Annotated in this window: 11 protein-coding genes and 1 pseudogene; 5 read left to right on the top strand and 7 right to left on the bottom strand. The window is 67.6% G+C overall.

Annotated elements, in window-relative coordinates:
- The first annotated feature begins 110 nt into the window (after positions 1–110).
- The 5 genes and pseudogenes from HSX14_RS10015 (at position 111) to cobA (ending at position 8,033) form a co-directional block, all read left to right on the top strand.
- Positions 111–1,322 (top strand): NarK family nitrate/nitrite MFS transporter, encoded by a 1,212-nt coding sequence (locus HSX14_RS10015; protein ID WP_173174023.1) that lies wholly within the window; start codon positions 111–113, stop codon positions 1,320–1,322.
- A 5-nt stretch (positions 1,323–1,327) separates the two neighbouring features.
- A complete protein-coding gene (locus HSX14_RS10010) occupies positions 1,328–2,998 on the top strand; it encodes a bifunctional protein-serine/threonine kinase/phosphatase (protein ID WP_173174021.1) in 1,671 nt (556 codons plus the stop codon).
- A 262-nt stretch (positions 2,999–3,260) separates the two neighbouring features.
- Positions 3,261–4,460: pseudogene (locus HSX14_RS10005) on the top strand (NAD(P)/FAD-dependent oxidoreductase); the annotation flags it as partial.
- A gap of 113 nt (positions 4,461–4,573) precedes the next feature.
- Positions 4,574–7,285: a nitrate reductase gene (locus HSX14_RS10000; protein WP_173174017.1), complete on the top strand. Its 2,712-nt coding sequence runs from the start codon at positions 4,574–4,576 to the stop codon at positions 7,283–7,285.
- Between the two features lie 10 nt (positions 7,286–7,295).
- Positions 7,296–8,033, top strand: coding sequence for a uroporphyrinogen-III C-methyltransferase (gene cobA / locus HSX14_RS09995; RefSeq protein ID WP_173174015.1), 738 nt, complete (start codon positions 7,296–7,298; stop codon positions 8,031–8,033).
- A gap of 184 nt (positions 8,034–8,217) precedes the next feature.
- On the opposite strand, the gene HSX14_RS09990 is transcribed toward cobA, so the two are convergent.
- The 7 genes from HSX14_RS09990 to HSX14_RS09960 all read right to left on the bottom strand — a co-directional run bounded on the left by HSX14_RS09990 (position 8,218) and on the right by HSX14_RS09960 (position 12,936).
- Positions 8,218–9,264 (bottom strand): OmpA family protein, encoded by a 1,047-nt coding sequence (locus HSX14_RS09990; protein ID WP_173174013.1) that lies wholly within the window; start codon positions 9,262–9,264, stop codon positions 8,218–8,220.
- A gap of 108 nt (positions 9,265–9,372) precedes the next feature.
- Positions 9,373–9,963, bottom strand: coding sequence for an RNA polymerase sigma factor SigX (gene sigX / locus HSX14_RS09985; RefSeq protein ID WP_021220312.1), 591 nt, complete (start codon positions 9,961–9,963; stop codon positions 9,373–9,375).
- Positions 9,964–10,057: 94 nt separating this feature from the next.
- Entirely contained in the window at positions 10,058–10,882 is an 825-nt protein-coding gene (locus tag HSX14_RS09980; RefSeq protein WP_111261450.1) for a mechanosensitive ion channel family protein, read from the bottom strand.
- Between the two features lie 2 nt (positions 10,883–10,884).
- Positions 10,885–11,130 carry a CrfX protein gene (locus HSX14_RS09975; protein WP_111261449.1) on the bottom strand — a complete coding sequence of 82 codons (246 nt, stop codon included), beginning with the start codon at positions 11,128–11,130 and terminating at the stop codon, positions 10,885–10,887.
- Between the two features lie 54 nt (positions 11,131–11,184).
- Positions 11,185–12,180: a zinc transporter ZntB gene (locus HSX14_RS09970; protein ID WP_173174012.1), complete on the bottom strand. Its 996-nt coding sequence runs from the start codon at positions 12,178–12,180 to the stop codon at positions 11,185–11,187.
- A gap of 22 nt (positions 12,181–12,202) precedes the next feature.
- Positions 12,203–12,691 carry a ribonuclease E activity regulator RraA gene (rraA, locus tag HSX14_RS09965; protein ID WP_021220316.1) on the bottom strand — a complete coding sequence of 163 codons (489 nt, stop codon included), beginning with the start codon at positions 12,689–12,691 and terminating at the stop codon, positions 12,203–12,205.
- A gap of 20 nt (positions 12,692–12,711) precedes the next feature.
- Complete coding sequence (locus HSX14_RS09960; protein WP_228723567.1) at positions 12,712–12,936, bottom strand: Rieske (2Fe-2S) protein; 225 nt, start codon at positions 12,934–12,936, stop codon at positions 12,712–12,714.
- Between the last annotated feature and the right edge of the window lie 85 nt (positions 12,937–13,021).

The raw sequence follows: 13,021 nt of genomic DNA, 5'->3' as shown, positions 1-13,021 counted from the left end.
AACACCGTGGCACGGAGCGCCACGAGCGCGACGTGTTCCGGGAGGGTGCGACCGCCGGGGCTGTCTCGCGGTGCACCCTTCCGCCCCCCATGACGCAGATGAGGTGTTCGATGACTACGAGTTTCTGGAAGGCCGGCCACACCCCCACCCTGTTCGCCGCATTTCTCTATTTCGACCTGAGCTTCATGGTCTGGTACGTGCTCGGCCCGCTGGGCGTGCAGATCGCCGCCGACCTGCAACTGACCACCCAGCAGCGCGCCATGATGGTCGCCACGCCGATCCTCGCCGGTGCCGTGCTGCGCTTCCTGCTGGGCCTGCTGGCCGACCGCACCTCGCCGAAGTCCGCCGGGCTGTTCGGCCAGGTGGTGGTGATCGCCGCGCTGTTCACCGCCTGGCAGCTGGGCGTGCACAGTTACGAGCAGGCGCTGCTGCTGGGCCTGTTCCTCGGCTTCGCCGGGGCCTCCTTCGCCGTAGCCCTGCCGCTGGCCTCGCAGTGGTACCCGCCGCAGCACCAGGGCAAGGCCCTGGGCATCGCCGGCGCGGGCAACTCCGGCACCGTGCTGGCGGCGCTGTTCGCCCCGGGCCTGGCCGCGCTGTTCGGCTGGAACAACGTGTTCGGCCTGGCGCTGATCCCGCTGGTGCTGACCCTGGCGATCTTCACCCTGGCCGCGCGCAACGCCCCCAACCGCCCCGCGCCGAAATCCCTCGCCGACTACATGAAGGCCCTAGGCGACCGTGACAGCTGGTGGTTCATGTTCTTCTACAGCGTCACCTTCGGCGGCTTCCTCGGCCTGGCCAGCACCCTGCCCGGCTATTTCCACGACCAGTACGGCCTGGAGCCGGTGACCGCCGGCTACTACACCGCCGCCTGCGTCTTCGCCGGCAGCCTGATGCGCCCGCTGGGCGGTGCCTTCGCCGACCGCATCGGCGGCATCCGCACCCTGCTGGTGGTCTACACCCTGGCCGCCATCTGCATAGCGGCGGTGGGCTTCCACATCGCCAGCGCCACCGCCGCCCTGGCCCTGTTCGTGGTCGCCATGCTCAGCCTCGGCGCCGGCAACGGCGCGGTGTTCCAGCTGGTGCCACAGCGCTTCCACAAGGAAATGGGCGTGATGACCGGGCTCATCGGCATGGCCGGCGGCATCGGCGGCTTCTGCCTCACCGCGGGCCTGGGCGCCATCAAGCAGCACACCGGCGACTACCAGCTGGGCCTGTGGCTGTTCGCCAGCCTCGGCGTACTGGCCTGGTTCGGCCTCTACGGCGTGAAGCTGCGCTGGCGCACCACCTGGGGCTCGGCGGCCGTCACCGCGGCGCGCGTCTGAGCGCCATGGGGCTGCAACTGCGCTTCGGCGAGGCCAGCGCCATCGGCCCCCGCCGCGAAAACCAGGACGCCCTGCGGGTGGTGACGCCCGTACCGGCGCTGGCTGCGAGCAAGGGCTACCTGTTCGCCCTCGCCGATGGCGTCAGCCAGTGCGCCGACGGCGGCCTGGCGGCCCGCGCCACCCTGCAGGCACTGGCGCTGGACTACTACGCGACACCGGAAACCTGGGCGGTGGCGCAATCCCTCGACCGCCTGCTGCTGGCCCACAACCGCTGGCTGCAGGCCAACGGCGGGGGCCAGCCGCTGCTGACCACCCTGACCGCGCTGGTACTGCGCGGCCGCCGCTTCACCCTCGCCCATGTCGGCGACTGCCGTGCCTACCGCTGGCGCGCCGGCCAGCTCGACCGCCTCAGCGAGGACCACGTCTGGGATCAGCCCGGCATGCAGCACGTGCTCAAGCGCGCGCTGGGGCTGGACCAGCACCTGGTGGTGGACTACCTGGAGGGCGAGTTGCAGGAGGACGAGCATTTTCTCCTGGTCAGCGACGGCATCTGGGCGGTGCTCGGCGACACGGGCATCCAGCGCATTCTCCAGGACGAAGCCGAGCCCGGGGCGGCCAGCCGCGCCCTGGTGGCCGCCGCGCACCTGGCCGGCGGCCAGGACAATGCCAGCGCGCTGCTGGTGCGGGTCGACGCCCTGCCACCCAGTGGCCTGGCCGACGCCCTGGCGCAATTGGAGGCGTGGCCGCTGCCGCCGCAACTGCGCCCCGGCCAGCTGTTCGAGGGTTGGCGGGTGCAGGGACTGCTGGCCGAGTCGCGCCAGTCGCTGCTCTATCGCGTGCTCGACGAGGCCGGCCAAGCCTGGCTGCTGAAGACCCTGCCGCCCGCCCGGCACGATGAACCAGGCGCCGGGCCCGCCCTGCTGCAGGAGGAATGGTTCCTGCGGCGCGTGGCGGGACGGCATTTCGCCGAGGTGCATCCGCTGCCGCAGCGCCAGCACCTGTACTACCTGCAGCGCGAATACCCGGGCCGCACCCTGGCCCAGCAGCTGCGCGAGGATGGGCCGCTGGCGCTGACCGATTGGCTGGACCTCGCCCCGCGCCTGCTCAAGGCCCTGGGCATGCTGCACCGGCGCAACATCCTGCACCGCGACATCAAGCCGGAGAACCTGCTGCGCGGCGATGACGGCGAGCTGCGCCTGCTCGACTTCGGTCTGGCCTATTGCCCGGGCCTGTCCCAGGACGAGGCGCACAGCCTGCCGGGCACGCCCAGCTACATCGCCCCCGAGGCCTTCGACGGTGCGGCGCCCGCCGCCCGGCAGGACCTGTACGCTGCGGGCGTCACCCTCTACCGGTCGCTGACCGGGCATTACCCCTTCGGCGAGATCGAGGCCTTCCAGCGCCCGCGCTTCGGCACACCGACGCCCGCCAGCCGCTACCGCCCGGACCTGCCGGCCTGGCTCGACGAATGCCTCGCCCGTGCCCTGGCCAGCGAGCCCACGCAACGCTACGAGACGGCGGAGCAATGGCTGCTGGCCCTGGAACAGGGCGAGCGTAAGGCGCTGGCGGTAAAGCCGCGCCCATTGCTGGAGCGCGAGCCGCTGAAGGTCTGGCGCGGCATCGCCCTGCTCTCCCTGCTGGGCAACCTGGCGCTGCTGGTGCTCTGCCTGCACGGCTGACGCACCGATGCCGGGCACGCCGCCCCGAAGCGGTGCGGCAGCGGCTCCCGTCCGCCCCATGCAGGCTCGTCGGAACCCCGGAAAGCGGGGCCCGAAGGAGTTGGCACAGGCCCTGCAAAGGCTCGGTGACAATCTACAAAAAGCGCCCACCTCAACGTAGAGATGGCACTTCCCCGATAGAACGGGACTTGGACAAAGGCGTCCTGCTGGCAACAGCGGGACGCCTTTTTTGTTTGCCCGGCATTCATGCAGGAGCGTGACCATGAACAAACCCAGGCTGGTGATGATCGGCAACGGCATGGCCGGAGTCCGTACCCTGGAAGAGCTGCTCAGGCTCGCTCCGGAGCTCTACGACATCACGGTGTTCGGCGCCGAGCCCCACCCCAACTACAACCGCATCCTGCTCTCGCCGGTGCTGACCGGTGAGCAGGCCTTCGAGGACATCGTGCTCAACGACCTGGAGTGGTACGCCGGGCACGGCATCCGCCTGCTGCTCAACCGCAGCGTGGTGAAGATCGACCGCCGTCGTCGCCTGGTCATCGCTGAGGATGGCACCGAGGCGGGCTACGACCGCCTGGTGATCGCCACCGGTTCCTCGCCCTTCATCCTGCCGGTGCCGGGCAACCGCCTGCCGGGAGTGATCGGCTACCGCGACATCGCCGATACCCGGCAGATGATCGACAGCGCCCGTACCGGCAGCCACGCCGTGGTGATCGGCGGCGGCCTGCTCGGCCTGGAGGCGGCCAACGGCCTGCGCCAGCGCGGCATGGACGTGACCGTGGTGCACATCTCCGACTGGCTGCTGGAGCGCCAGCTGGACCGCACCGCCGGCCGCCTGCTGCAACAGGCGCTGGAGGCGCGCGGCATCCACTTCCGCCTCGGCACCCACACCGAGGAGCTGCTGGACCACGGCACCGGCCACGTCTGCGCGGTGCAAGTGCGCGGCGGCGAGGTGATCCCCGCCGACCTGGTGGTGATGGCCGCCGGCATCCGCCCCAACATCGCCCTGGCCGAACGCGCCGGGCTGCCCTGCGAGCGCGGCATCCTGGTCAGCGACACCCTGCAGACCAACGACCCGCGCATCTATGCCATCGGCGAATGCGCCAGCCATCGCGGCATCGCCTACGGCCTGGTGGCACCGCTGTTCGAACAGGCGCAGGTGTGCGCCAACCACCTGGCCCAGCTCGGCTTCGCCCGTTACCAGGGTTCGGTGGTCTCCACCAAGCTGAAGGTCACCGGTATCGAGCTGTTCTCCGCCGGCGACTTCATGGGCGGCGAAGGCACCGAGAGCATCACCCTCTCCGACCCCATCGGCGGCATCTACAAAAAGCTCGTGATCAGGGGCGGCGTGCTGGTAGGGGCCTGCCTGTTCGGCGACACCGCAGACGGTGGCTGGTACTTCCGCCAGGTGCAGGAGCAGGCCGATATCAGCGGCATCCGCGATCGCCTGATGTTCGGCGAGGCCGTGGCCCGGCCAGCGGTCGAGCCGGCCGCCGAACCCCATCGCGCCGGGCCTGCGCGCGTTCCGGTGCGCCTGCTGCAGAGCGCCTGACCCACTCTCAAGGGAGCTTCGCCATGAGCCAGACCACCGCCTCCACCTGCTGCTACTGCGGCGTCGGCTGTGGCGTGCTGATCGAGCACGACGGCACGCACATCCTCGGTGTCGCCGGCGACCCGACGCACCCGGCCAACTTCGGACGCCTGTGCAGCAAGGGCTCCACGCTGCACCTGACGGGTGATCTCGACGCCCGCGCACTGCACCCGGAACTGCGCCTGGGCAAGGGGCTGGCACGTGCCCGGGTGGACTGGGACAGCGCGCTGGACCACGCCGCCGCACGCTTCGCCGAGACCATCGCCGAGCACGGGCCGGACAGCGTGGCCTTCTATGTCTCCGGCCAGTTGCTGACCGAGGACTACTACGCCTTCAACAAGCTGGCCCGCGCCCTGGTGGGCACCCATAACATCGACAGCAATTCGCGGCTGTGCATGTCTTCCGCCGTGGTCGGCTACAAGCGCAGCCTGGGTGCCGACGCGCCGCCCTGCTCCTACGAGGACATCGAGCAGAGCGACTGCGTGCTGATCGCCGGCAGCAACATGGCCTTCGCCCACCCGGTGCTGTTCCGTCGCCTGGAAGAGGCCAGGGCCAGGCGCCCGGACATGCGCGTGATCGTGGTCGACCCGCGCCGCACCGACACCTGCGAGCTGGCCGACCTGCACCTGGCGATCACCCCGGGCAGCGACGTGGCGCTGTTCCACGGCATCCTCCACATCCTGCTGTGGGAGGGCTGGGTGGACCGGCGCTTCATCGAGCGCCACACCGAAGGCTTCGATGCGCTCAAGGAGCGCGTGCGCGACTTCGGCCCGGCGCGGGTGGCGGAGCTATGCGGAATCGATGCCGCCGATCTGCTGCGCTGCGCCGAGTGGATCGGCCGCACGCCGAGCTTCCTCTCGCTCTGGTGCATGGGCCTGAACCAGTCGAGCGCCGGCAGCGCCAAGAACAGCGCGCTGATCAACCTGCACCTGGCCACCGGGCAGATCGGCCGGGCGGGTGCCGGGCCCTTCTCCCTCACCGGCCAACCCAACGCCATGGGTGGCCGCGAGACGGGCAGCCTGGCGAACCTGCTGCCCGGCCATCGCGAGGCGGGCGATGCCGGACACCGCGCCGAAGTGGCGGCCCATTGGGGGGTGGAGCGCTTGCCGGAGACACCGGGGCTGTCGGCCATCGACCTGTTCGACGCCGTGGCCGACGGGCGCATCAAGGCCCTGTGGATCGCCTGCACCAACCCGGCCCAGTCCCTCCCCGACCAGCAGCGGGTGCACGCGGCGCTGGCTGCCTGCCCCTTAGTGGTCGTCCAGGAGGCCTTCTTCACCACTGAGACCTGCCGCCACGCCGACCTGCTGCTGCCCGCCGCCAGCTGGGGCGAGAAGGAAGGCACCGTGACCAATTCCGAACGCCGCATCAGCCATGTGCGCCGCGCCGTTCCTGCGCCCGGCGAGGCGCGCCCGGACTGGGCCATCGTCTGCGACTTCGCCCGGCGGCTGGAACGCCACCTGCGCCCGGGACAGCCCAGCCTGTTCGATTTCACAGGCCCCGAAGCGCTGTTCGAGGAGTACAAGCCGCTCACCGCCGGCCGCGACCTGGACCTGACCGGCATCGGCTACGGCCTGATCGACGCCCATGGCCCGCAGCAGTGGCCCTACCCCGCCGGCGCCAGCCAGGGCAGCGCGCGGCTCTATGGCGACGGGCGCTTCCCCACGCCGAGCGGCCGTGCGCGCTTCATCGACGATCCCTACATCGCCCCTCGGGAACGCCGCGAACTGCGTTATCCGCTGGTGCTCAACACCGGCCGGCTGCGCGACCAGTGGCACGGCATGAGCCGCACGGGCACCGCTGCCCGGCTGTTCGGCCACGTGGAGCAGGCGCAGCTGGGGCTGCACCCGGCGGAGATGCGCCGCCGCCAGCTCGGGGACGGCGATCTGGTGCGGGTGAAGAGCCGTCGCGGCGAGCTGGTGGTGCCGGTCATGGGCGACGAGGCCCTGCGCCCCGGCCAGGCCTTCCTGCCCATGCATTGGGGCGATCGCTTCCTCAAGGGGCTGGGCGTCAACGTGCTGACCACCCCGGCCTGCGATCCACTCTCGAAGCAGCCGGAACTCAAGCACGCCGGTGTCGAGGTGGAGCGGGTGGACCTGCCCTGGCAGCTCTTCGTGCTGGTGGAGGGGGATGTGCAGGCGCGCTTCGAACTGCTGCGCCCCCTGTGCGAGGCCTTCACCTACGCCAACCTGGGGCTGGTCGGGCGTGAACGCCCTGCCCTGGTGCTGCGCGCGGCCCATGCGACAGCCCCGGATGTCGCCGTGCTGGAGCGTATCGACAGGTTGCTGCAACTGGATCAGGGGCCGGTGATGGCCTATGACGACCCGCAACGAGCGGTGGGCAAGCGCGTGCGCATCGAGCAGGGGCGCATCACTGCGCTGCGCCTGGCAGGCGAAACCGCCGCCTGGAGCTGGCTCAAGAGCCTGTGGCAGGAAGGACGGGTGGATGCGGATCTGCGTCGCTGGCTGCTGGCGCCTTTGAGCGCGCCGCCCGGCACCGGCGCCTGCTCCGCCAACCGCACGTTGTGCAACTGCATGGACGTCGGCCTGCAGGCGGTGCAGGCGGGCATCGCCAGGGGGCTGGACCTGGCCGGGCTGAAGGAAGCGCTGGGCTGCGGCACGCGTTGCGGCTCCTGCGTACCGGAAATCAAGAGAATGCTGGCGGCGCAGCCCGCGCCGACCGCGGTGAACGCCTGAGGAGACGCCCATGAATGGCAAGGTCTGGCTGGTGGGTGCGGGGCCCGGAGACCCGGAGCTGCTGACATTGAAAGCGGCACGGGCCCTCAAGGGGGCCGAGGTGGTGATGATCGATGACCTGGTCAACCCGGCGGTGCTGGAGCACTGCCCGGGCGCCCGGGTGATCCGCGTCGGCAAGCGCGGCGGCTGTCGCTCGACGCCCCAGGCCTTCATCCATCGCCTGATGCTGCGCTACGCGCGCCAGGGCAAGCGCGTGGTACGCCTCAAGGGCGGCGACCCGTGCATCTTCGGCCGGGGCGGCGAGGAGGCGCAGTGGCTGGCCGAGCGCGGAGTCGAGAGCGAACTGGTCAACGGCATCACCGCCGGCCTCGCGGGCGCCACCCAGTGCGGCATCCCCCTGACCCTGCGCGGCATGAGCCGGGGCGTCACTCTCGTCACCGCTCATACCCAGGACGACAGCGAGCCCGAATGGCAGGCGCTGGCACGCAGCGGCACCACCCTGGTGGTGTACATGGGCGTGGCGAAGCTCGCGGAGATCCGCGAGGGGCTGCTGGCTGGCGGCATGCCGGCGGGGATGCCGGTGGCGATGATCGAGAACGCCTCCCTGCCCCATCAGCGCGAATGCCGCAGCACGCTGGCACGGATGCTCGACGACGCCGGCACCTTCCAGCTGAAGAGCCCGGCGATCCTGGTGATCGGCGAGGTGGCCGGTGAGGCCGCGGCGGTGTCCGAGGCGCTGAGCGCCTGATCGGGCGGCATTCCACGGCTCGGCATCGCAGCGTTGGGTTTCGTACCTCTACCCAACCTAAGTGTTCCCTGTAGGTGGGTGCCGAGCGTGCGAGGCCCAACGAGCCCAACCAGGGGCTCTCGGAACTTTTCTCCAGGCAAAGAAAAACCCGGCCGAGGCCGGGTTTTTCCAGAGCTCAGACCAATTACTTGGCTTGGGCTTCTACTTCAGCTTCTACGCGACGGTTGACAGCGCGGCCAGCGTCGGTGGCGTTGTCGGCAACCGGGCGGGACTCACCGTAACCAACCGAGTTGACGCGCTCGGAACCAACACCGTACTGGTTGACCAGGACGTCACGAACAGCGTTTGCACGACGCTCGGACAGTTTCTGGTTGTAGGCGTCGGTGCCGACGGAGTCGGTGTGGCCTTCAACGGTGGTGGTGGTCGACGGGTACTGGTTCATGAAGTCAGCCAGGTTCTTGATGTCGCCATAGCTTTCTTCTTTGACCTTGGACTTGTCGAAGTCGAACTTCACGTCCAGCTCGACGCGAACGACTTCGGCAACGGCCGGGCAGCCATCGGCATCAACGGTGACGTTGGCCGGGGTGTCCGGGCACTTGTCGACGTTGTCGCAGACGCCGTCGTTGTCGCTGTCGGAGCAGACTTCGGCAACCGGAGCCGGGGCCGGCTCGGCAGCGGGCTTGGAGCCACCACCGAAGTTCACGCCAACACCTACGCCAGCGGCCCACTCGGACTCGCCCACGTCGATGTTGTACATGCCGTCCAGGCCGGCTTTGGCGTAGAAGTTCTCGGTGAAGTAGTACTTCAGGCCGGTGCCGATGTTGGCGAAGGTGCTGTGGTCACGACCGGTACGGGCCGGTACGTTGCTGATGCTCTGGTGAGCGAAGCCAGCGGAAACGTACGGGCGCAGGCCGACACCCGGGGTGCCGAAGTGGTAGATGGCATCAAGGCCAGTCTGGCTGCCCTTGATGTTCTTGTTACCGGTGTCGTTTTCGGAACGAATGTCGTGAAACTCGCCATAGGACAGAGCCAGTTCGACGTCGTCAGTGAGGTAGTAACCAACCGAACCACCGAACAGGTTGCCGTTGGACAGATCACGCGAGCTGTCGGTGAAGTAGCGCTTGCCGAAAGCCTCCACCTCGACAGCGCCTTGGCCTTGCGCCAGCGCGTTCAGAGAAAATGCGGCAACGAGAGAGCCAACGGCTACGCCTAAGGTGTTTTTCAGTTTCATCCGTAAATCCCCATCTTGGTTGTCAGTAAGTTGTCGAACAATCTCGGAAGACAACTTGGTCGGCAAGTTTACCAGAACTCGCTGATCTAAGAGATTAATTTTGCCCAACTAAGTTTCGGTCAGACCTGAAAATTTTTCTCTCAAGCGGTCCAGCGCGCGCTTGTATCGCATCTTCGTCGCGCTCAGACCCATATGCATAATGTCAGCAATTTCCTGAAATTCCAGTTCTGCGACAAAGCGCAGCACCAGGATTTCACGATCGATCGGGTTCACATGCACCAGCCATCTTTCAAGGCCTCCACGCTCTTCGAGCTTGGGTGCCTTTTCCTCCGAGGCCTCCTCGAGAGGATCGAGACTCAAGGCATCAAGTAAGCGACGTTTACGACGCTCTTTCCGATATTGGGTAATGCATTCGTTATACGTGATGCTATAGAGCCATGTCTTGAACTTGGACTTCCCTTCGAAGTTCTTCAATCCATACAGCACCTTGAGCATCACCTCCTGACAGACATCGTCGGCGTCTCGTTCGTTCCCCAAATATCGGGCACAGACGTTGAACAGGGTGCGCTGGTAGCGACGCATGAGTTCTTCATAGGCGCGCGTGACATGAAACAGCTCGACATGGGCGCGCTCCACCAGCTCTTCATCGGAGAGCTCGCGAGGGTCGTAGCGCAAGGAAAGCGATTGGGGCTTGTTCAAAACGGGTCGGGCCGACAGTCAGGTCAGGAGCCGCCGGAACGCGAGGCAGCGCTCCGCTATGGCGGCATACATTAGCAAGGGTTGAGGAGCCGCGTTAGCGGCTCGTTACCCGCTGGTCGAGCAATGTCCGGTTGGACACCGACACGAGGTCGCCCTCGTCGGTGAGGATGATGGTCTTCACCGTGCCTATTTCCTCGATCTGCCCCTCGACGTCACCCACCTTCACGTCCTGCCCCACCTGGTAGAGCTCGCGCACGTAGATGCCGGCGATGATCTGCCCGGCGATGTCGCGGCTGCCAAGGCCCAGCGCCAGCGCGGCGGCCAGGCCGATGGAGATCAGCACGATGGCGATGACGTTGTTCAGCAGGTCGGTCTTGACCTCCAGCTGCCCGATGGCCACCGAGATGCTGATGATGATCACCAGGCCCTGGGCGATGCGCCCCAGGCCGTGGGCATAGTCCAGCCCCACCCCTTCGGCGGCGCCACGGACGATGCCGCTGACCAGTTGCGCCAGGAGCACGCCGGCCAGCAGCACCAGGGCCGCACCGAGCACCTTGGGCAGGTAGAGGGCGAGCATGTCGAGGGTGGCGGAGACGCGGTCGAGGCCGAGGGACTCGGCGGCGGAGACCAGGAAGATCAGCAGCACGAACCAGTAGACGATCTTGCCGATCAGCGTGGAGACCGGCACCTGGATGCCGACGCGGGCGAGGATCTTGGTCAGGCCGGTGCCGCCCATCAGGCGATCGAGGCCGAGCTTGGCCAGCAGCTTGGACAGCAGGGTGTCGAGCAGCTTGGCCACGACGAAGCCCAGCAGGACCACGACCAGGGCGCCGAACAGGCGCGGGATGAAGCCGGCCACCGGTGTCCACACCGTGGTCATGGCGTTAACGATACCTTGGGTCCAGGGGTCGAATTCCATGTTCAATCAGCCTTGTCAGCGGAGCGTTTCGATGAGGTGCGACGAGAGACCGGCGCCACGTGGGCCGAGCCGTTGTTGAGGGCGATCATCAGCGCCTCGGCCCAGTGGCCGAGCAGGCTGAACAGGTCGCCGACGCCAACCTGGCGGTTGGCGGTCTTGAGCACGCGGCCCAGCGCGGCGTTGTCATCGTGCTCGGATGACGAACGCTTGAGCAGGTCCCGCAGGGATTCTTCGAACGGATCGTGCATGCGCACCTCACGTGGATATGTCGGCTAGACGAGGCCAGCGATCAGCGGGTCACATCAGAGCCAGCGCAGGCGACGAAAGAGCCACCACTGGAACGCGGCGACACCGAGGATCAGCAGGCAGGCGACGACGAAGCCATAGGGCGCGTCGGCACCAGGGATACCCCCGACGTTGATGCCCAGCAGGCCGGTGATGAAGCTCATCGGCAGGAAGAAGCCGGTGATGATGCCCAGCAGGTACATGGTGCGGGTCATGCGCTCGCTCATGCGCCGGTTCTCCGACTCCAGCACCAGGCCGACGCGCTCGCGGATCAGCTCGAGCTCTTCCAGGTAACGGGTGAGGCGGTTGTTCAGCTCGTTCCAGTAATCGGTGTCGTCGGCGGCGAACCAGCTCATGCGGTTGCGCATCAACTGGCCATAGATGTCCCGCTGCGGCGCCAGGAAGCGCTTGAGACCGGCGGCACGACGACGGATGTGCAGCATCAGGTCGTGATCGGGGTTGTAGCGTTCGCTGGCATCCAGGCGCTCCTCCTGCTCGTCGACCTCCTCGGAGAGCGAGGCGACCAGGGCATCGACCTTGTCGGTCAGGTGCTCGGCCAGGTAGAGCAGCACCTCGGAGGCGGTCTTCGGCCCGGTGCCGCCATTCCACTGCTCGATCAGCTCGTCGGTGGCGTGCAGCGGCCGCAGGCGCAGGGAGATGACGCGCTGCGCATCGGCGAAGATGCGCACCGCGACCATGTCCTCGGGCTGGGCACCCGGGTTGAGGTTGACGCCGCGCAGGAACAGCAGCAGCTGGTTCTCCGGCAGGCTCACCAGGCGCGGGCGGGTGCTTTCCTCCAGCAGCAGGTCACAGGCGAACTCGCTCAGCCCGCTGGCCTCGCGCAGCCATTGGCGCGCCAGGGCGTGGCCACGGTCCCAGTGCAGCCAGAGGCTTTCCCGTTCCTGCAGCTCGATGACATCCAGCTCGTCCTTGGTGATGGAGCGCGCCCCACCCTGGCCATCCAGGACATAGGCGTGCACCAGCCCCCAGCGTACGTTGCGTTCCTCGACCATCCTCAGCGAGTACCCCGTCCGGTCATTCCGGCATCTTCAGGGCTTGCGGGGAGACGATGATGCCGTTGTTGTCGGCATAGACGAATTCACCCGGGCGGAAGGTGATGCCGCCGAAGGTGACAGCCACGTTGAGGTCGCCGATACCGCGCTTGTCGGTCTTCATCGGATGGCTGGCCAGGGCCTGCACACCGAGGTCGGTCTGGGCGATGACGTCGACGTCGCGGATGCAGCCATACACGACGATGCCTTCCCAGCCGTTCTTCGCCGCCTTCTCGGCCAGCATGTCGCCCAGCAGGGCGCGACGCAGGGAGCCGCCGCCGTCCACCACCAGCACCTTGCCCTGGCCCGGCAGGTCGACCTGCTCCTTGACCAGGGAGTTGTCCTCGAAGCACTTGATGGTGACGATCTCGCCACCGAAGGAATCGCGGCCGCCGAAGTTGCTGAACATCGGCTCGACGACCTGCACCAGGTCCGGGTACGCGTCGCACAGATCAGGGGTGACGTATTGCATGGCAAGGCTCCTTGATGGGTTTACAGGTCGAGGCCGACACGATCACCGTCATGAGCCAGCGTCAGCCGAAGCGGCGGCGAACAGGCCGCATCGAGGGCGCGGCCACTGTCCGGGTCGAAGGCGATCCCGTGGCGGGAACAGCGCAGCACCCTACATTCGAGCGTGCCGTTGTGCAAGGGCGCGCCCCGGCGCGGGCGCGGGTTTTCCAGGATGATCCCCTGCCGATAACCGACGATCAGCAGCAATTGACGGCCCCTGGCTGGCAAGTCCCACGATGGCCATCCTGCTGATCGATCTGGCTCTCCAGCGCGACGAGCCTGCCCCTTCGCA

It is taken from the genome of Pseudomonas tohonis (assembly GCF_012767755.2).
GTDB classification, from domain to species: Bacteria; Pseudomonadota; Gammaproteobacteria; order Pseudomonadales; family Pseudomonadaceae; genus Metapseudomonas; species Metapseudomonas tohonis.
This window is presented reverse-complemented; position numbering and strand designations above follow the sequence as displayed.